This is a genomic window from Acidovorax sp. A1169, from assembly GCF_030704685.1.
Lineage (GTDB): Bacteria > Pseudomonadota > Gammaproteobacteria > Burkholderiales > Burkholderiaceae_C > Acidovorax.
Window position 1 is genome coordinate 106009 of sequence record NZ_JAUZDX010000015.1, and the last position, 20279, is coordinate 126287.

At 66.0% G+C, this 20279-nt stretch carries 13 protein-coding genes; 5 read left to right on the forward strand and 8 right to left on the reverse strand.

Annotation, left to right across the window (positions count from 1 at the left end; all coding sequences use genetic code 11):
- Nucleotides 1-127 precede the first annotated feature (127 nt).
- The 3 genes from QYL93_RS22115 to QYL93_RS22125 all read left to right on the forward strand — a co-directional run bounded on the left by QYL93_RS22115 (nucleotide 128) and on the right by QYL93_RS22125 (nucleotide 4958).
- Nucleotides 128-2179, forward strand: coding sequence for an ABC-F family ATP-binding cassette domain-containing protein (locus tag QYL93_RS22115; protein ID WP_305745679.1), 2052 nt, complete (start codon nucleotides 128-130; stop codon nucleotides 2177-2179).
- 741 nt (nucleotides 2180-2920) lie between these two features.
- A complete protein-coding gene (locus QYL93_RS22120; RefSeq protein ID WP_305745680.1) occupies nucleotides 2921-3571 on the forward strand; it encodes a DUF4124 domain-containing protein in 651 nt (216 codons plus the stop codon).
- 232 nt (nucleotides 3572-3803) lie between these two features.
- On the forward strand, nucleotides 3804-4958 hold the full coding sequence (locus QYL93_RS22125; protein ID WP_305745681.1) for an ABC transporter substrate-binding protein: 1155 nt from the start codon (nucleotides 3804-3806) through the stop codon (nucleotides 4956-4958).
- 183 nt (nucleotides 4959-5141) lie between these two features.
- Here QYL93_RS22125 and phbB read toward each other — a convergent pair whose 3' ends face one another.
- From phbB to dnaE, 4 genes are all read right to left on the reverse strand, one after another.
- Entirely contained in the window at nucleotides 5142-5879 is a 738-nt protein-coding gene (phbB, locus tag QYL93_RS22130) for an acetoacetyl-CoA reductase (RefSeq protein WP_057204326.1), read from the reverse strand.
- A gap of 347 nt (nucleotides 5880-6226) precedes the next feature.
- A complete protein-coding gene (clpA, locus tag QYL93_RS22135) occupies nucleotides 6227-8575 on the reverse strand; it encodes an ATP-dependent Clp protease ATP-binding subunit ClpA (RefSeq protein ID WP_057267389.1) in 2349 nt (782 codons plus the stop codon).
- A gap of 57 nt (nucleotides 8576-8632) precedes the next feature.
- Entirely contained in the window at nucleotides 8633-9001 is a 369-nt protein-coding gene (clpS, locus tag QYL93_RS22140; protein ID WP_035203675.1) for an ATP-dependent Clp protease adapter ClpS, read from the reverse strand.
- Nucleotides 9002-9232: 231 nt separating this feature from the next.
- Nucleotides 9233-12784 carry a DNA polymerase III subunit alpha gene (gene dnaE / locus QYL93_RS22145; RefSeq protein WP_305745682.1) on the reverse strand — a complete coding sequence of 1184 codons (3552 nt, stop codon included), beginning with the start codon at nucleotides 12782-12784 and terminating at the stop codon, nucleotides 9233-9235.
- A 189-nt stretch (nucleotides 12785-12973) separates the two neighbouring features.
- Between dnaE and QYL93_RS22150 the strand changes: the two genes are divergently transcribed.
- On the forward strand, nucleotides 12974-13771 hold the full coding sequence (locus tag QYL93_RS22150) for an outer membrane protein assembly factor BamD (protein ID WP_305745683.1): 798 nt from the start codon (nucleotides 12974-12976) through the stop codon (nucleotides 13769-13771).
- A 13-nt stretch (nucleotides 13772-13784) separates the two neighbouring features.
- Here the strand turns inward: QYL93_RS22150 and QYL93_RS22155 are convergent, their stop codons facing one another.
- Complete coding sequence (locus QYL93_RS22155) at nucleotides 13785-15824, reverse strand: ATP-dependent DNA helicase (RefSeq protein ID WP_305745684.1); 2040 nt, start codon at nucleotides 15822-15824, stop codon at nucleotides 13785-13787.
- Between the two features lie 190 nt (nucleotides 15825-16014).
- Between QYL93_RS22155 and QYL93_RS22160 the strand changes: the two genes are divergently transcribed.
- Entirely contained in the window at nucleotides 16015-16848 is an 834-nt protein-coding gene (locus tag QYL93_RS22160) for a PP2C family serine/threonine-protein phosphatase (protein WP_305745685.1), read from the forward strand.
- 36 nt (nucleotides 16849-16884) lie between these two features.
- On the opposite strand, the gene QYL93_RS22165 is transcribed toward QYL93_RS22160, so the two are convergent.
- From QYL93_RS22165 to lpdA, 3 genes are all read right to left on the reverse strand, one after another.
- Entirely contained in the window at nucleotides 16885-17577 is a 693-nt protein-coding gene (locus tag QYL93_RS22165; RefSeq protein WP_305745686.1) for a hypothetical protein, read from the reverse strand.
- Nucleotides 17574-18671, reverse strand: a complete 1098-nt coding sequence (zapE, locus tag QYL93_RS22170; RefSeq protein WP_305745687.1) for a cell division protein ZapE — start codon at nucleotides 18669-18671, stop codon at nucleotides 17574-17576. The genes QYL93_RS22165 and zapE overlap by 4 nt, the downstream gene beginning before the upstream one ends.
- A 93-nt stretch (nucleotides 18672-18764) precedes the next feature.
- Nucleotides 18765-20192 carry a dihydrolipoyl dehydrogenase gene (gene lpdA, locus QYL93_RS22175; RefSeq protein ID WP_305745688.1) on the reverse strand — a complete coding sequence of 476 codons (1428 nt, stop codon included), beginning with the start codon at nucleotides 20190-20192 and terminating at the stop codon, nucleotides 18765-18767.
- Nucleotides 20193-20279: the final 87 nt, after the last annotated feature.

Here is a 20279-nt window from a genome sequence, read left to right on the forward strand (position 1 = left end):
ATCGCCCCTGGGCGGGAGCCGATGCGATGCGGGCCCATCGCCCCTTTCTGGGATCGACCGATCCCCTACCTGGAATATCCGGGCCTTGCGCTGCACGACGCAGCCAGGGCGCCTCATTGAGTTTTGCATGATCAACCTGAAGAACATCGTCCTGCGGCGCGGCGCCAAGGTGCTGCTGGACAGCGTCTCCGTCACCCTGAACCCCGGCGAAAAGGTCGGCCTGGTGGGCCGCAACGGCGCCGGCAAGTCCACGCTGTTCGCGCTGCTCAACGGCAGCCTGCACGAGGATGGAGGCGACTTCTCCATTCCCCGCCAGTGGCGCATGGCGCAGGTTGCGCAGAACATGCCCGAGACCGATGAGAGCGCCACCGCCTTCGTGCTGGCCGGCGACACACGCCTGGCCGAGCTGCACACCCAGCTGGCGCAGCTCGACCAGAGCGACGCAGCGCACGACGACGCCGACCACGGCATGGCCATCGCCCAGGTCTACACCGACCTGGCCGACGCGGGCGACCATGACGCGGTGCCCCGCGCGCAGGCGCTGATCCTGGGCCTGGGGTTCCAGTCGCACGAACTCGAGCGCCCGGTGAACAGCTTCTCGGGCGGCTGGCGCATGCGCCTGCAGCTGGCGCGCGCGCTGATGTGCCCGTCTGACCTGCTGCTGCTGGACGAACCCACCAACCACTTGGATCTGGACGCCCTGGTCTGGCTCGAAGCCTGGCTCAAGAAGTACGCCGGCACCATGATCGTGATCAGCCATGACCGCGAATTCCTGGACGCCGTCACCAACGTCACCTTGCAGATCGACAGCGCCAAGCTCAACCGCTTCGGCGGCAACTACAGCAAGTTCGAGGAACTGCGGTCCCAGCAGATGGAGCTGCAACAGGCGGCCTTCTCCAAGCAGCAGGACAAGATCGCCCACCTGCAGAAGTTCATCGACCGCTTCAAGGCCAAGGCCAGCAAGGCCAAGCAGGCCCAAAGCCGGGTCAAGGCCCTGGAGCGCATGGAGAAGGTGGCCCCGCTGCTGGCCGAGGCCGATTTCACCTTCGAGTTCAAGGAGCCCGTGAATCTGCCCAACCCCATGCTGTCCATCAGCGACGCGGCGTTCGGCTATACCACGGACGACGAGATCAAGACCATCCTCACCGGCGTGAGCAAGTCGGTGCTGGCCGGGCAGCGCATCGGCATCTTGGGCGCCAACGGCCAGGGCAAGTCGACCCTGGTCAAGACCATTGCCCGCGAGATGGCGCCCATCGCGGGCACCGTGACCGAGGGCAAGGGCCTGTCCATCGGCTACTTCGCCCAGCAGGAACTGGACGTGCTGCGCCCCGGCGAGAACCCGCTGGAGCACATGATCCGCCTGGCGCGCGACATGGGCGCTGCCGCCCGCGAACCCTCGCGCGAGCAGGATCTGCGCAGCTACCTGGGCAGCTTCAACTTCAGCGGCGACATGGTCAAGCAGGCCGTGGGCACCATGAGCGGTGGTGAAAAAGCCCGCCTGGTGCTGGCCATGATGGTCTGGCAGCGCCCCAACCTGCTGCTGCTGGACGAGCCCACCAACCACCTGGACCTGGCCACGCGCGAAGCGCTGTCCATGGCGCTCAACGAGTTCGAAGGTACCGTCATGCTGGTCAGCCATGACCGGGCGCTGCTGCGCGCCGTGTGCGACGAGTTCTGGCTGGTGGGCCGCGGCGTGGTGGGCCCGTTCGACGGCGACCTGGACGACTACCAGCGCTACCTGCTCGAGGAGGCCAAGCGCCTGCGCGAATACTCGCGCCAGGCCGAAGCGGCTGCCGTGAAGGCGGCGGCCGCCGCGAGCGCTCCTGCGCCCGCCCCCGCACCGGTAGCCGCCCCACCCGCGCCCCCCGCACCGGCACCGGCCGCCACGCCTGCGGCAGGGCGCGACCAGCGCAAGCTCGATGCCCAAAGCCGCCAGCAACTGGCTGAGAAGACGCGCCCCCTGAAAAAGGAGCTGGAACAGATCGACCAGCGCCTGGCGGTCCTGTCGACCGAGCGCAGTGCACTGGAGCAGACCCTCACCCAGGCCCTGCCACCGGCCGAGATCGCCGAGTGCGGGCGCCGCCTGAAGGCGGGCCATGACGAGACCGCGCAACTGGAAGAACGCTGGCTGGAAGTTTCATCAGCGCTTGAAGAAATTTCGGCGGATGCCGGCGCGTGAAGTGTAAAACCCTGTAAATACCCACCCATGCTTCAAGTCGTTTCATTCGATGGGTGTTGAATTTTTCGCTATCATTTTTGACAAATTCAAGGGCCGCAGAAGCAACGAATTTTGGTTGCATTTTTTTGCGAAACGCTGTCAACCAAGCCGGGAGTGAGCGCGTTGTTGGTACATCACAGGAGTTTTCCAGTATGAATACCACCGCAATCATGTCCGCCTGGCCCGAAGACGAACGCGACCGCAAGCGCGCCCCGGCCCGCTTCTGAGGGTGTGGCAGCCCCGGTTTCCAAACCGGGCCGCCCCTTCTTTTTGACGATTCCAACCCACTCCACCAGGAAAGCCCCGCACTGCGGGGTTTTTTTGCGTCCAGCTCAGGCGGCAGCCGCCATGACCGCAACGCGCCCTTCGCGGCCGCGGCTGCATAGCCCGCTTTCATAGCCCTTTGCGGCGCCCTGGGGCGTTCAACCCCTCCCGCTCACTACCTCGTCCCAGGCCCTGCGCATGCCGCTGCCGGTGGCCCGCTCACGCCCCCACGCGGCCGCCCTACGCCCGCCGGTGGACACATTGTCAAGCGCTGGCCCAGGGCCGGTGGACAAGGCGGTGAACGCCCGCCAGGCCTTGCCGCAGAACAATCCATGCATTGCCCCAACCCAGGCCCCGGCACTCCCACCGGGCCGGGAGGCGGCCCGGCGAGGTATTCGCCGGCACCCGACATTCAATCCATGGAAAGGAAGACCCTCGATGCAGATGCAGAAACACCTTTTGGGCCGCACGGCGCGTATCCGGCATGGTCTGCGCTTTGCTGGTGCCGGCCTGTTGCTGGCAGCGCTGCACTGCCTGGCACCGTCCGACGCCAGCGCACAGACGCGCTACACCTGCCGGGACGACAACGGCAACAACTACACCTCCTCGCGTGCCTGCCCCCAAGGCATGAAGACCACGTCGGTATCGGCAGGGCCCACGGCCAGCGAATACCGCGCCGAGCGATCGCCCAGCCGGTCGGTGTCCTCCTCGCCCGCACCGGACCACCAGCAGTACATGAGCGAGCGCTGCCGCACGCTGAACGACACCATGCGATCGGCCTACTCCCGGGGCATCAAGGCCGACGTGCAGGAGGGCATGCGCCGCGAATACAACCGCGACTGCCGCGAAGAAGAGAGCGAAGCCTCCTCCCGCTATGAAAGGGAGCGGCGCGAAGCACGCCTGCAGCAGCGCGACGAGGACCGCCAGGCACAGCAGGCATCACAGGCCGACGAAGCCCGCCGGGGACAGCAATGCGCCGAGTCACGCCGCATATTGAATATCAAGAAGGCTCGCACCGACCTGACGGAAGGCGAGCGCAGTGACCTCAAGCGCTTCGAGGACGCCTACCTGGCGCGATGCGCGCGCTGAGCACGTGACCCTGCTCCAGGTCGGGTGGGTCTCGCCGACAAGTAACCGCACCGGCCATCGCCCCGTGCCCCCCGCCGGTCCCTCGCGGCGAAACGTTTTTTGACGCCTGTCACGATTGACCGATAGAATCAGGGTTTTCCCTATGGTTGCGCTATCCACGCGACCAGGGCCCCTCGGCCACCACGGTATCCCGTGTCAGCGCCACCTCTTCTTCGATCGATCGCCTCCTTCCATGCAACGTCGCCAGTTCACCCAGTCCCTTCTTGCCTCCGCCACCGGCCTCTCGCTCGCACCCCGCGCATGGGCTGCCCCCCAAGACGCCATCGACGCCAAGATGGTCACCATCGGCTGCTCACTGGGCCTGTCGGGCCCCCTGGCCAGCCTGGGCAAGGAACTCAAGCAGGGCCTGGACGCGGGCATTGCACAGGCCAATGCGCGCAGCGGCGGCACGGGCGGGCGTGAGCTGCGCCTGCTGGCGCTGGACGACGGCTACGATCCGGCACGCTCCGAAGAGAACGTGCGCAAGCTGATTGCCGATGGCAACGTGGCGGCCCTGCTGTCGTGCATGGGCACCAGCAACAACCAGCGCATCATGCCCCTGGTGGACGAGGCGCAGATCCCCTACGTGGCCCCGCAGAGCGGCGCATCGTCGCTGCGCAAGCCCGAGTACCGCTCGGTCTTCCACGTGCGCGCCAGCTACTCCGACGAAGCCCAGCGCCTGGCCAAGAAGCTGGTGGCCATGGGCATCACCGACCTGGCCGTGGTCTACCAGGACACGGCGTTCGGCAAGGAATTCCTGGTCGATGTGAACAACGCGCTCAAGGCCGTCAACCAGCCCGCGCCAAAGGCTTTCAAGCTCGACGCCAAGGGTGAGCAAGTGGCCACCGTGGTCCAGCAGACGCTGGCTGCCAAGCCCATGACGGTGCTGCTCGGCACGGCAGGCGATGTGAGTGCCGCGCTGATCAACGAATTCCGCAAGGTATCGGCCAGCACGCCCCTGGCGGCCACCAGCGTGGCATTGAGCGGCGAAAACATCCGCCAGTTGGGCACCAAGGCCGGCGGTCTGGCCCTGTCGATGGTGATGCCCGATGCGTCGCGCACCAGCGTCGCCCTGGTGCGTGACTACCAGCGCGCCATGCGTGCCGTGAACCAGCAGGAATTCTCGTCGCGCAGCTTCGAGGGCTACGTGAACGCCCGCGTGCTGATCGACGGCCTGGACCGCGCCGGCCGCGACCTGAGCCGTGCCAAGCTGCGCTCGGCACTGGCCGGTTTGCGCAGCAACGACCTGGGCGGCTTCACGGTGGACTATGCAGGCGGCGCACCGTATGTGGGTTCGAAGTTCATCGATCTGGGCATCATGGGATCCAATGGCCGCTTCGTCGGCTAGATACCTGAACAGAACTCTTCTGGCGTTGTTGCTGAGCCTGCCGTACTCTGCGGCGCAGCGCCTAGCCAGAACCGCTCCGCTGGGCCTTCTTCAGACCTCCGGCCTTGCTTGCGCAATGAATGCAAAAAACCCGCCTAAGCGGGTTTTTTGCATTCCGGGCGGCAGGGGCCGCTTGCGGATGGATCAGCCCATGTGCAGGCCGCCATTGACCGAGAAGTCGGCGCCGGTGGCGTAGCCGCCCTCTTCCGAGGCCAGCCAGGCGATGATCGAGGCGATCTCGCTGGGTTCGCCCAGGCGCTTGACGGGCACGGTGGCGACGATCTTTTCCAGCACGTCGGGGCGGATGGCCTTGACCATGTCGGTGCCGATGTAGCCCGGGCTCACGGTGTTCACCGTCACGCCCTTGGTGGCCAGCTCCTGCGCCAGGGCCATCGAGAAGCCATGCATGCCGGCCTTCGCGGCCGAGTAGTTCGTCTGGCCGGCCTGGCCCTTTTCACCGTTCACGCTGCTGATGTTGACGATGCGGCCCCAGCCCTTTTCCACCATGTCGGCCACCACTTGCTTGGTGACGTTGAACATGCTGTTGAGGTTGGTTTCGATGACGGCGTCCCAGTCCTCGCGGGACATCTTGAGGAACATGCGGTCGCGCGTGATGCCCGCGTTGTTCACCAGCACGTCGATGCTGCCGTGTTCGGTCTTGGTCTTGGTGAAGGCTTCCACGGTGGAATCCCAGTCGCCCACATTGCCCACCGATGCGTAGAACGTATAGCCGAGCGCCTTTTGCTCTGCCAGCCACTTGGCATGGTCGCGGGTCGGGCCGCAGCCCGCAATGACCTTGAAGTTTTCCTTGTGCAGGCGCTGGCAGATAGCCGTTCCGATGCCTCCCATGCCGCCGGTGACGTACGCGACTTTCTGGCTCATGTAATTACTCCTTGTTTAGTGATGCGCTCCACGCCACTCTACCCAAGAAATACGGCCCTTCCCTGAAGGAAAACACTGAGCGGCCTTTCTTTTTCATGCAACAAAGCGTGTGATAGCCTGCAGGGTTGCGGGCCCGGCGATGCCGCGCAAGCCAGGCGGGGCCTTGCTGTGCGCGACCTTGCACTGCAATGGGGCATGCCAGCGCCATGCGCATGCCACGCACAGGGCATGCAGTCATTGCATGCGCAGGAGCGCGCGGCTGCCAAGGCCAGGCGATCACACCAACGCACCATGAAAAAAGCCCGCAGCGGGTGCTGCGGGCTTTGTCGATGCACGGGTGCCAGGACTCAATCGGCCGTGGCTTCCTCCGGCTCTGCAGGCTCCGACTTGGCCGAGCGCTCCTTCTTGGGAAGGGGCTGGATGTCGAGCAGCACTTCGGGTGTTTCCACGCCCTTGTCGTCGGTCTTCATCTCGATGTCCACCGTCAGGCGGCCACCCTCGGTCAGGCGTCCGAACAGCAACTCGTCGGCCAGCGCACGGCGGATGGTGTCCTGGATCAGGCGCTGCATCGGACGGGCGCCCATCAGCGGATCGAAGCCCTTCTTGGCCAGGTGCTTGCGCAGCGTGTCGGTGAAGGTGACTTCCACCTTCTTCTCGGCCAGCTGGGTTTCGAGCTGCAGCAGGAACTTGTCCACCACGCGCAGGATGATCTGCTCGTCCAGCGCCTTGAAGTTGACGATGGCATCCAGCCGGTTGCGGAACTCGGGCGTGAACAGGCGCTTGATGTCGCCCATCTCGTCGCCCGCCTGGCGCGGGTTGGTGAAGCCGATGGTCGCCTTGTTCATGGTCTCGGCGCCGGCGTTCGTCGTCATGATGATCAGGACGTTGCGGAAGTCGGCCTTGCGGCCGTTGTTGTCCGTCAGCGTGCCATGGTCCATCACCTGCAGCAGCACGTTGAAGATGTCCGGATGCGCCTTCTCGATTTCGTCGAGCAGCAGCACCGAATGCGGCTTCTTGGTGATGGCTTCGGTCAAGAGGCCACCCTGGTCGAACCCGACATAGCCCGGAGGCGCACCGATCAGGCGGCTCACGGCATGGCGTTCCATGTACTCCGACATGTCGAAGCGCAGGAGCTCGATGCCCATGATGTAGGCCAGCTGCTTGGCGGCCTCGGTCTTGCCCACGCCCGTGGGGCCGCTGAACAGGAACGAGCCGATCGGCTTGTCGCCCTTGCCCAGGCCCGAGCGCGCCATCTTCACTGCGCTGGCGAGCACTTCCAGGGCCTTGTCCTGGCCGAACACCACGCTCTTCAAGTCGCGCTCCAGGGTCTGCAGTTTGCCGCGGTCGTCGTTGGAGACGTTGGCCGGCGGAATGCGGGCGATCTTGGCCACGATCTCTTCGATCTCGGCCTTGCCGATGGTCTTCTTGCGCTTGCTCGGCACCATGATGCGCTGGGCAGCACCGGCTTCGTCGATGACGTCGATCGCCTTGTCGGGCAGATGGCGGTCATTGATGTACTTGGCGCTCAGTTCCGCCGCAGCCTGCAGGGCGGCCGCAGCGTATTTCACGCTGTGGTGCTCCTCGAAGCGCGACTTCAGGCCCTTCAAGATGTCGATGGTTTCCTGCACCGTGGGCTCGACCACGTCCACCTTCTGGAAGCGGCGCGACAGCGCAGCGTCCTTTTCGAAGATGCCGCGGTACTCCGTGAAGGTGGTCGCGCCGATGCACTTGAGCTGGCCGCTGGAGAGCGCCGGCTTGAGCAGATTGGATGCATCGAGCGTGCCACCCGAGGCTGCGCCCGCACCGATCAGGGTGTGGATCTCGTCGATGAACAAAATGGCGTTGGGCTTGTCCTTGAGCGACTTGAGCACGCCCTTCAGGCGCTGCTCGAAGTCACCGCGGTACTTGGTGCCCGCCAGCAGCGCGCCCATGTCGAGCGAGTAGACCACGGCCTCGGCCAGGATCTCGGGCACGTCGTTCTGCGTGATGCGCCAGGCCAGGCCCTCGGCGATCGCGGTCTTGCCCACGCCGGCTTCACCCACCAGCAGCGGGTTGTTCTTGCGGCGGCGGCACAGGATCTGGATGGTGCGTTCCACCTCGTAGTGGCGCCCGATCAGCGGATCGATCTTGCCTTCCTTGGCGGCCTGGTTCAGGTTCTGCGTGAACTGCTCCAGCGGCGAGGCCTTCTCGTTGCGCTCGGCGGCAGCGCCCTCTTCGCCCTCGGCCTGGTTCTCGGCCTTGGCGGGTTCCGGCGGCTCGCCCTTCTTGATGCCGTGGGCAATGAAGTTGACCACGTCCAGGCGCGTCACGCCCTGCTGGTGCAGGTAGTACACGGCGTGCGAGTCCTTCTCGCCGAAGATGGCCACGAGCACGTTGGCACCCGTGACTTCCTTCTTGCCGTTGCCGGTGGACTGCACGTGCATGATGGCGCGCTGGATCACCCGCTGGAAACCCAGCGTGGGCTGCGTGTCCACCTCGTCGGTGCCTGCCACCTGCGGCGTGTTGTCCTTGATGAAGTTCGACAGCGACGACCGCAGGTCATCGATGTTGGCCGAACAGGCGCGCAGCACTTCCGCTGCGCTGGGGTTATCGAGCAGTGCCAGCAGCAGATGCTCCACGGTGATGAACTCGTGGCGCTGCTGGCGGGCCTCAACAAAGGCCATGTGCAAGCTGACTTCCAGTTCTTGGGCAATCATGTGAACTCCTTTGTGCTTGCGTGGAAGAGATTACTGTAGATCGGGATGAAAAACCTGTTATTCAACAGGTTCACTGACACATTGCAGCGGGTGCCCCGCTTTGAGGGCCGCATCCAGCACCTGCTCGACCTTGGTGGCGGCCACGTCGCGTGAATACACGCCGCACACGCCTTTGCCGTCAAGGTGGATCTTGAGCATGATCTGGGTTGCCTGCTCCCGGTCCTTGCTGAAAAACTCCTGCAGCACCACGATGACGAACTCCATGGGCGTGTAGTCGTCATTGAGCATGACCACCTGGTACATCTGGGGGGGCTGGGTCTTTTGCGTGCGTCTTTCCAGCACGACCGAACCGCCGTCATCCCGCGCAGGCCTGGTGACAGGCGGCGCGGCTTTGGGAGAAGGTGGTTTTGTTGCCATGAATTTCATTCTAGCGACCCGCGCGTACCGCTGCCGCAAGAGAAATCTGATGTTCATCCGTTTTTTTTCAAGGCTGGCCTCAGCAATATTCTTGCCAGGCCCTATCCGCCCCTGCCTCCACCCCTGCCAAATGCCCTGCAGGTCCACAGGGTGTGGCGTGAAAAAGGCAGCGGTGCCTGCCCTGCCAGGCACCGGTCGGATGTTGTTTCCTCGCGCATTCCTTTGCCCTTTGCTGCACGATCACTCGTAGACCACCGTGGCAGACCCGGCGCCCACCTGGGCGCTCCAGGCGGCCAGTGCGGCATCGCTGGGGTAAAAGCGGCTGCTTTCGGAGAGCTGGACCTCGGCGACCGCCGAGGTCCTGGCGGCCCCACCCACGCTGCCCGTGCAGCGCAGCCCCATGCGCACGCGCAGGCCGTGCAGCAGGTCGCCCTCGGGCGCTTCCTCCCGCCGGGGCGGAAACTCGCGCAGCAGTTTCTGCACCTCGGGGGCCTTGTCGCTCACCACCACGTGCAGGTATTTGCCAAAGCGCGCGCGCGCACCCGCCAGGTCCCACACCTGCTGCACCTTCACGCGCAGGCCGCCGCTGAAGCGGTCCAGCTGCAGGCGGCCCATCATCACCACGAACTCGTCCTCCTTGAGCTGGTTCTTGTAGGTGTTGATCAGCGCCTCGTCGGCCGAGGCCTCGATCACGGCCGACTTGTCGTCGAGCTTGAACAGCGCGAGCTTGCCGCGCTGGCCGTTGATGACGCGCAAATCGCTGATGATGCCGGCCAGGATCTGCGGCTCGCGGCTGTCCAGCAGCTCGTCGATCTGCGTGCGCACGAAGCGGCGCACCTCGGTGGCCACCTCGTCGAACAGGTGGCCCGAGAGGTAGAAGCCCACCGCCGTCTTCTCCAGCGTCAGGCGCTCCTTGATGCCCCAGGGCGTAACGTCCACCAGCTCGGGCTCCTGCGTGCTCGATCCGTGGGAGTCGTCGCCCATCATGTCGAACAGGCCGCCCTGGTTCACGTTGGCCAGCGAAGCAGCGGCGAAGTCGAACGCACGGTCGATCGACGCCACCAGCGAGGCCCGGTTGAGGTTGAGCGAGTCGAAGGCGCCGGCCTTGATCAGCGCCTCCACCGTGCGCTTGTTCATGCGCGCGCGGTCCACGCGCAGGCAGAAGTCGAACAGGCTCTTGAAGGGGCCCTTGGTGGAGCCGTTGGGGCCCTCGCCGCGCCCTTCGCGTGCCGCCACGATGGCCTCGATGGCCGCCTGCCCACCGCCCTTGACGGCGCCCAGGCCGTAGCGAATGACCTTGTCCGTCACCGGCTCGAAGCGGTACATGCCGCGGTTCACGTCGGGTAGCTCGAAGGTAATGCCGAAGTTCTTGCGCGCGTCCTCGAACAGCACCTTGAGCTTGTCGGTGTCGTCCATTTCCACCGTCATGTTGGCGCAGAAGAACTCGGCCGTGTAATGCACCTTGAGCCAGCCGGTGTGGTAGGCCAGCAGCGAGTAGGCGGCGGCGTGCGACTTGTTGAAGCCGTAGCCCGCGAACTTCTCCATCAGGTCGAACACCTCGTCGGCCTTGGCCTCGCTGATGTCCTGCTTGGCCGCGCCGGCGCGGAAGATCAGGCGGTGCTCGGCCATCTCCTCAGCCTTCTTCTTGCCCATGGCCCGGCGCAACATGTCGGCGCCGCCCAGGCTGTAGCCGCCCAGCACCTGGGCGGTCTGCATCACCTGCTCCTGGTAGACCATGATGCCGTAGGTCTCGGCCAGCACTTTTTCGACCAGCGGGTGCGGGTACTCCACCACTTCCTTGCCGTGCTTGCGGTTCACGAAGCTGGGGATCAGGTCCATGGGGCCCGGGCGGTACAGGGCGTTCAGCGCGATCAGGTCTTCCAGCCGGCTCGGGCGCGCCTCGCGCAGCATGCCCTGCATGCCGCGGCTTTCAAACTGGAACACGGCTTCGGTCTTGCCGTCGGAGAACAGGGTGTAGGTGGGGCCGTCGTCGAGCGGGATGGCTTCGAAGGTGAAGTTCTCCTGGCCCTTGTGGCGCTTCATGATGAACTCGCGCGCGATTTCCAGAATGGTCAGCGTGGCCAGGCCCAGAAAGTCGAACTTCACCAGGCCGATGGCCTCCACGTCGTCCTTGTCGTACTGGCTCACGGCCGATTCGCTGCCGGGCTGCTGGTACAGCGGGCAGAAGTCGGTGAGCTTGCCCGGTGCGATCAGCACGCCCCCGGCATGCATGCCGATGTTGCGCGTCATGCCTTCGAGCTTTTGCGCCATCTCGATGACGGTCCGGACGTCCTCTTCCTTGGCCACGCGCTCGGCCAGCAGGGGTTCGAGCTCCAGCGCATAGTTGTTCTTGTCGCCCTCCTTCTTGACGGCGGGCGGGTACTGCAGCGTGTAGGACATGCCGGGCTTGCCCGGCACGAGCTTGGAGATGCCGTCGCAGAACATGTAGCTCATGTCCATCACCCGGCCCACGTCGCGGATGGCGGCCTTGGCCGCCAGCGTTCCGAAGGTGGCGATCTGGCTCACGGCGTTCTTGCCGTACTTGTCCTTCACGTAGTCGATCACCCGGTCGCGGTTGGACTGGCAAAAATCGATGTCGAAGTCGGGCATGGACACCCGCTCGGGGTTCAAAAAGCGCTCGAACAGCAGGTTGTACTCGAGCGGATCCAGGTCGGTGATCTTGAGCGCATAGGCCACCAGCGAGCCCGCACCCGACCCCCGGCCCGGCCCCACCGGGCAGCCGTTTTCCTTGGCCCATTTGATGAAGTCGCCCACGATCAGGAAGTAGCCCGGGAAGCCCATCTTGAGGATGGTGCCGATCTCGAATTCGAGCCGCTCCACGTAGCGCGGGCGCTGCGCATCGCGGTCGGCCTCTTTCTTGAAGAGCATCTTCAGCCGCTCCTCCAGCCCCTCGAACGAGGCAAAGCGGAAGAACTCGTCGATCGGCATGCCGTTGGGCGTGGGAAAGTCGGGCAGCTGCGGCTTGCCCAGCACCAGCGTCAGGTTGCAGCGCTGGGCGATCTCCACCGTGTTGGCGATGGCCGAGGGGATGTCGGCGAAGAGTTCCTCCATCTGGGCCGAGGACTTGAAATACTGCTCGCGCGTGAAGCGGCGCACCCGGCGCGGGTTGGCCAGGATCTCGCCCTCGGCGATGCACACGCGCGCCTCGTGGGCCTCGTAGCCTTCGGCATCGGCGAACTGCACCGGGTGGGTGGCCACCACCGGCAGGTGCAGGCGCGCAGCCAGCTGGGCCGCAGCGACTACGTGGGCCTCGTCGTCGGGGCGGCCGGCGCGCTGCAGCTCCATGTAGAAGCGGTGCGGAAAAAGGCCCGCCAGGCGCAGCGCCAGGTCGGCGGCGCCCGCGTCATCGCCCTTGAGCAGGGCCTGCCCCACGGGGCCGGCCTGGGCGCCCGAGAGAACGATCAGCCCCTCGGACAGCTCCTGCAGCCACTCCCAGGTGCAGACGGCCAGGTTCTTGACGATATTGCGCGTCCAGGCGCGGGCCAGCAGTTCCGACAGGCTCAGGTAGCCCTGGCGGTTCTGCACCAGCACGATCATGCGCGACGGCGGGGCCGTGCCCTCACCCTCCAGGAAGATCTCGGCGCCCAGCAGGGGCTTGACGCCCTTGCCCCGGGCTTCCTTGTAGAACTTGATGGCGCCGAAAAGGTTGTTGAGATCGGTGATGGCCAGGGCGGGCTGGCCATCGACGGCGGCGGCCTTGGCCACCTCGTCGATGCGGTTGGTACCGTCGACGACGGAATATTCGGTGTGCAGGCGCAAGTGGACAAACATGGGCTCCATTGTAGAAAGCCCACTGCATCCCGTAACCGAAACGTTTGCGACAGGGGGATTCAGGAGCCGGATGCCGCCGGTACAATGCGCCGTCAGGTGTCCGCTTGGGTGCACGCCTGCGGGGACCCACTCTCCGCCGCCAGCCCCTGGAACATCCCGTTTCCTCTTTTTGCCTGAAAGCTGCTTGCGATGCTTCGTGCCCCACTGCCGTTTATCTCCGCCCTGCTGGCTGCAGGTGTCCTCGCCGGGTGCTCGACCACCACCGAAGACAAGACCGCCAACTGGAGCCCGAACCGCATCTACTCCGAAGCCAAGGATGAAATGAACTCCGGCGGCTACGACAAGGCCGTGCCCTTGTTCGAAAAGCTCGAAGGCCGTGCCGCCGGCACGCCGCTGGCCCAGCAGGCCCAGCTGGACAAGGCCTATGCCCACTTCAAGGCGGGCGAAAAAGCCCAGGCCGTGGCCACGCTCGACCGCTTCATGAAGCTGCACCCCGCCAGCCCTGCGCTCGACTACGCCCTGTACCTGAAGGGCCTGGTCAACTTCAACGACAACCTGGGCCTGTTCTCGTGGCTGTCGCGCCAGGACCTGTCCGAGCGTGACCAGAAGGCGGCCAAGGATTCGTTCGAGTCCTTCAGCGAGCTGACCACGCGCTTCCCCGATTCGCGCTACGCCCAGGATGCGCGCCAGCGCATGACCTACATCGTCAATTCGCTGGCCCAGTACGAAGTGCACGTGGCACGCTACTACTACCAGCGCGGCGCCTACGTGGCCGCCATCAGCCGCGCCCAGGTGGCCGTGGCCGACTACCAGGGCGTGCCCGCCGTGGAAGAAGCGCTGTACATCCTGATGCAGTCCTACGATGCCCTGGGCATGGACCAGCTGCGCGACGACACCCGCCGCGTGATGGATGCCTCGTACCCGAAAAGCGAGTACGTGCGCGCCGGGCTCAAGGGCAAGGCGGATCCGTGGTGGAAGTTCTGGTAAGTGCCTGAACGGTTCAGCCCGCGTCTGAACGGGCTACCAGCAAATCATCCAGCGCGGCGTCGAAATCCTCGGGGGTTTCCAGGCGCCGCATGGGCGGCAGGGCACGCAGCAGCCGCTTGCCATAGCCCATGGTGGCCAGGCGCGTATCGCCGACCACCAGCACCCCCTGGTCCGATTCGCGCCGTATCAACCGCCCGGCCCCCTGCTTGAGCGCCACCGCCGCCTCGGGCACCGAAACCTGCTGGAACGAACTGCCCCCTGCCTCCTCGATGCGCTGGCTGCGCGCCTCCACCAGCGGATCGCCGGGCGGCGGAAACGGCAGCTTGTCGATGATGACCAGTTGCAGCGCATCGCCCGGCACGTCGAACCCCTCCCAGAACGTGGCCGACGCCACCAGGATGCAGCCCGGGGCGCCGTGCCCGCTGCCTTCGCGAAAGCGCTCCATCAGGCGGCGCTTGGGCCATTCGCCCTGCACCAGCACCGACAGCGACTGGCCATCGCCAAACCGGCGGTGCAAGGCATCACCAATGGTGGCCAGGGCCTTGAGCGTGGTGGTCAGCACCAGGGTGCGCCCGCCAATGCGCGCGGCAGCATCGCCGGCCAGGCGCGCAATGGCGGCGCTGTGGGCCGGGTCGGCCGGCTTGGGCAGGTGGCGCGGCACATACAGCGCGGCCTGCGTGGCGTAGTCGAACGGGCTGTCCACGCGCAGAATTTCTGCGCCTTCCAGGCCACAGCGCTCCACGAACCAGGTCAGCCCCTCATCCGTCCCCAGCGTGGCCGAGGTGAAGATCCAGGCGCGCGGGCGCTCGCCTTCGGGGTCGGGCCACTCATCGTCGCGTGCGCTGTGCGTGGGCTGCGTGAGCAGCCGGGTGCGCATGGCGTGCGATATGTCCAGCGGAGATTCGACCAGGCGCACCTGGGTGCTCCCGAGGTCGATCCAGCGCACCGCATCCTGGCTGCAGGGCCCGACGAACCGGGCCAGGCGGGCCAGCAGCTCGGTGCTGCGTTCGTACAGGCGTTCCAGGTCCGGGGCAGTCTCGCTCAGTTGATCGAGCGCCTCCTGGGCCTGGGCGCAGGCCGTGGACAGCCGGCGCAGCGCGGCGTCCCAGGCCTGTACTTCAGCGCCCTCGGGTGCGGCCTCTGTCCAGCCGCGCTTGCCCTGGGCGCTGGCACTGCCGCCGGCCAGCCTCAGCTCGCCCACCGCCTGCTCCACCCGGCCGGCCAGCGCCAGCCAGTCGGCCAGGCCCCGCGCGTGGTGAAGGCCTGCGGCCAACAGGTCGCGCGCAAAGTCGAGCAATTGGCCCGAGGACAGTTGCAGGCCCAGAAACTGCACGCCAGTCTCGCTGATCTGGTGGGCCTCGTCGAACACCACCACGCGCACGGTGGGCAGCAGCTCGGCCACGCCCGATTCGCGCACGGCCATGTCGGCAAAGAACAGGTGGTGGTTGATGACCACGATATCGGCCGCCAGGGCCTCGCGCCGGGCGATGTTCACATGGCATTCGCGCGCGCGCGGGCAACTCGCACCCAGGCAGTTCTCGCGCGTGGAGGTCACCAGCGGAATGACGGGGGAGCGCTCGTCCAGGCCCGTCAGTTCGGCCAGGTCGCCACTGCGCGTGCTGCGCGACCAGTCTTCGACCTTGGCCAGCACGCGCACCACATTACGATCTGTTACCGCGCTGTCCTGGCGGGCCTGCACCATGCGGTGCAGGCACAGGTAGCTGGCACGGCCCTTGAGCAGGGCGGCGCGCACCGGCACGCCCAGCACCTCGGCCAGGAGCGGCAGGTCGCGCGCGAACAGCTGGTCCTGCAGCGCCTTGGTGGCCGTGGAGAGCAGCACGCGCTCGCCACTGAGCAAGGCGGGAACCAGGTAGGAAAAGGTCTTGCCCACGCCGGTGCCTGCCTCTACCACCAGCATGCCGCCCTCTTCCATGGTGCGGGCCACGGCGGCGGCCATGCGGGTCTGGCCTTCGCGCGGGCGAAACTGGGCATCGGCCCGTGCCAGCAGGCCGCCAGGCGCAAACACCTCCTGCACCACCTCGGCCAACGGCATCAGGCGGGCTCCCGGGTTTGTAGCAAGCGCTCCATGCGCAGCGCGATCGGTGGCCGCAGGGGCGAGGGGTGGGTGGATTTCAAAGGGGGCGCACGGCAGTCATGGCAAAAATGCCACAGGCGGGCGGATAATACGCGCTCCGGAGCACCCAAACGACAGCCAGGCCCGTCGGCACACCACAATCACCAGCATGACCAAAGCGTTTCGCCTCATCGCCTCCACCGGCATCCACAAGGGTGACCGCGAGTACCAGCAAGACCAGGTGGCCCTGATCTCGCATGAACGGCACAACGGCTGTGTCCTGGGTGTCGTGGCCGACGGCATGGGGGGCCGCAGCGGCGGCCGCAAGGCCTCCGACCAGGTCATGATGACGGCCCGCCAGCTGTTCGAGCGCTATTCGCCCGAGACCGACGACCCGGCCGCCATGCTCAAGAGCATGGTGGAAGAGGCCCACATCGTCATCCGCCTCACGGCCATCTCGGCCGAGCAGGAGCCGCACAGCACCATCGCCGCCTTCCTGATCAACCCGCGTGGAGACTGCCACTGGGTGCATGCAGGCGACTCGCGCATCTACCACTTCCAGGGCGGGCGCCTGGCGCACCGCACCAGCGACCACTCCTACGTACAGGCCCTGGTGGACCGGGGCGAGCTGACCGAGGCCGAGGCCAACAACCACCCGCACTCCAACATCCTGGTGGGCTGCCTGGGCACCGAGAGCGATCCGCCCATCACCACGCACATGATTTCCCAGCTGCACCCGGGCGACACGCTCCTGGCCTGCAGCGACGGCGTGTGGCACTACTTCTCACCCACCGAGCTGGCCTCGGTGGTCGAATCGCTCTCGCCGCGTGAAGCCACGGAGTTCCTGATCGAAAAGGCCCGCACGCGGGCCCGTGGGGGTGGCGACAACCTGTCGCTGGTCATCGTGAAGATCGAGGCACTGGTCGAAGAGAAGAAGACCGTGCAGGGCATGGGCATGGGCACCCATCCCTCCGTTCCAGCAGGCGCGACCAGCAAGGTCTGAGAGGCTGAGAGGCCGCCCCCTACCCCACCCTGCGCTTCAGGGCGCAGGCACGGGCAGTGGCGCAGCCGGCTTGCGGCCAGAGGCTGCGGCAGTGGCTTGGTCGCGGGCCACGCGGGCGCGGCGCGTTTCGGCCGCCTTCAATTCCTCGGCATGGCGCTCGCGGGCACGGCCCGCGCGCTGGGCGGCTTCGGCGGCGCGCTGGGCCTGCTCGGCTTCGCGCTGCTCGATGTTCTGCGCGCGCGGGGTGGGTACCACGGGGGTCTTGGGTGTGCGCGGCGTGCGCGGGGCCTGCACGTGCGGCTGGCCACGCACGCCGATCCCCACTTCAGGGGCTTCACCCGGCGGGCTTGGCTGGGCAGCCTGCTTTTCCGCGATGCTGCGCCGCCGCTCGGCGGCTTTTTCCTTGCGCTCGGCATCGTTGATCTGCATCTCGCGCGAGCGCAGGCCGGCTTCGGCCTCGCGGGCCCGGTTGCGTTCCACGCGCAGGCAGTCTTCCACCGCAAAGAGCTTGTAGCACTCGGTCTCGGCCGCCAGGCGCCGGGCGGCCACGGCCTTGCGCTCCTGCGCGATGTGCGCGCGTTCGGCAGCCCGGTGGGCATGGGCCGCCTTGCGCTCTGCCGATTCGGGCTCTGCTGCGGCCTGGGCCAGGGCGAGCGAGGCCATGCCCATCTGCACCAGCAGGCACAGCGCCGGGATGATGATGAACTGCCGCATTGTCCTGGTCTTCATGTCAAGCCTGTATCCACCATGCGGCGCTCAAGCGCCAGAAATTCCTTGGACTGCATCTCGTTCAGGCGCGATACGGTGCGCGGGAACTCGTGTGCCAGGGGGCCTTCCGTGTACAACGCCTCGGGCGGCACGGCGGCCGACATGATGAGCTTCACGCGCCGGTCGTACAGCACGTCCACCAGCCAGGTGAAGCGCCGCGCGGGCGAGGCCATGGCCACCGGCAGGTAGGGTACATCGGACAGCAGTACGGTGTGGAACTGCGTGGCGATCTCCAGGTAGTCGTTCTGCGAACGCGGCCCGCCGCACAGTTCACGGAAGTCGAACCATACCACCCCGCCGGCCTTGCGCTTGGCGCGGATCTCGCGCGCCTCGATGTGCAGCACCGGATCTTCGTCGTGCACCTCGGCCAGCTGGTTGAAGGCCTCGTTCATCTGCGCATCTGCATCCGGCCCCAGGGGCATGTGGTAGAGCTTGACCTGTTCCATGGTGCGGCGGCGGTAGTCGGTGCCATTGTCCACATTCACCACCTCCAGGCGCTCATTGAGCAGCGCGATGGCGGGAAGGATGCGGTCGCGGTGCAGGCCGTCCGGGTACAGGTCGTCGGGCTTGAAGTTGGAGGTGGTGACGAAGCCCACACCGTTCTCGAACAGCGACGCCAGCAGGCGGTGCAGGATCATCGCGTCGGTGATGTCGGCCACGTGGAATTCGTCGAAGCAGATGAGCTTGTAGCGCTTGGAGATGCGCTCACCCAGCACATCGAGCGGGTTCTGCGTGCCCTGCAGGCCCGCCAGTTCGCGGTGCACCTCGCGCATGAACTCGTGAAAATGCAGCCGCACCTTGCGCTTGAGCGGCACGGCGTCGAAAAAGCATTCCATGAGGAAGCTCTTGCCACGCCCCACCCCGCCGTACATGTAGACGCCGCGCGGGATGTCCGGGCGGTTGATGAGCTTCTTGAAGGCGTTGGAGCGGCGCTCTTTATAGGTAGCCCACTCGTCGGCGCAACGCTGCAGCGCGTCCACGGCGCGCAGCTGTGCAGGGTCGCTCTGGAAGCCCTTGGCTTCGAGTTCGGCCAGGTAGGTCTGTTTGACAGTCACGGTGCGCTCGCCCTGGTGCTAGGAATGAATAAGGCATAAAGCGCCGCCGCCCTTCACAGGGCGACGGCGCCATCTATCTCCCGTGGGAGGAGATCAGAAGTTCAGCGTGCGCTTGTCCACGGCCAGGGCTGCTTCCTTGGTGGCTTCGCTCAGGCTGGGGTGGGCGTGGCAGATGCGCGCGATGTCTTCGCTGCTGGCCTTGAACTCCATGGCGACGACGGCCTCGGAGATCAGCTCGCTGGCCTGCGGGCCCACGATGTGCACGCCCAGAATTTCATCGGTGTCGGCATCGGCCAGCATCTTCACCATGCCGGTGGTGTCGCCCAGTGCGCGTGCGCGGCCGTTGGCCAGGAACGGGAAGGTACCGGCCTTGTACTTGACGCCATCGGCCTTGAGCTGCTGCTCGGTGCGGCCCACCCAGGCGATCTCGGGGCTGGTGTAGATGACCCAGGGCACAGTGTTGAAGTTCACGTGGCCATGCTGGCCGGCAATGCGCTCGGCCACGGCAACGCCTTCTTCCTCGGCCTTGTGCGCCAGCATCGGGCCGCGCACCACGTCGCCTACCGCCCACACGCCGGGCAGGTTGGTCTTGCAGTCGGCATCGACCACGATGGCGCCACGCTCGTCCAGGGCCAGGCCCACTGCTTCGGTGTTCAGGCCGATGGTGTTGGGCACGCGGCCGATGGAGACGATGAGCCTGTCCACTTCCAGCGCCTGGGCTTCGCCCTTGGCGTTGGTGTAGGCGATGCTCACGCCCTTCTTGCCGGTCTTGATTTCGCCGACCTTCACGCCCAGCTCGATCTTCAGGCCCTGCTTGTCGAAGGCCTTCTTGGCTTCCTTGGCGATCTGCTCGTCCACCGCGCCCAGGAAGGTGGGCAGGCCTTCGAGGATGGTGACTTCGGCACCCAGGCGGCGCCACACCGAGCCCATTTCCAGGCCGATCACGCCCGAGCCGATGAGGCCCAGCTTCTTGGGCACGGCGCCCACGCGCAGCGCGCCGTCGTTGGACAGCACGAATTCTTCGTCGAACGGCGTGCCGGGCAGCGCACGGGCGTTGGAGCCGGTGGCGATGATGATCTGCTTGCCCGTGATCGACTCTTCGGCGACGCCCGCCACCTTGAGCTCGTAGCCACCTTCGGTGGCCTTCACGAACGAGCCGCGGCCGTGGAAGAAGCTGACCTTGTTTTTCTTGAACAGGTACAGGATGCCGTCGTTGTTCTGCTTGACGACGGTGTCCTTGCGGGCCAGCATCTTCGCCACGTCCATCTTCACGCCGGTGGCCGTGATGCCGTGCTCGGCAAAGTGCTTGTTGGCGTGCTCGAAATGCTCGGACGATTGCAGCAGCGCCTTGGAGGGGATGCACCCCACGTTGGTGCAGGTGCCGCCCGGTGCGGGGCCGCCCTTGTCGTTCTTCCACTCGTCGATGCAGGCCACGTTGAAGCCCAGCTGGGCGGCTCGGATGGCGGCGATGTAGCCGCCGGGGCCGCCACCGATGACGATCACGTCGAATTGTTTGCTCATGTCGGTCTCAATCACTTGTTCATTGGAAAAAAGACCCACCGGCGGGCACGGCCAGGGGCCGGCCACGCGGGTGGGTCGATTCGGGTG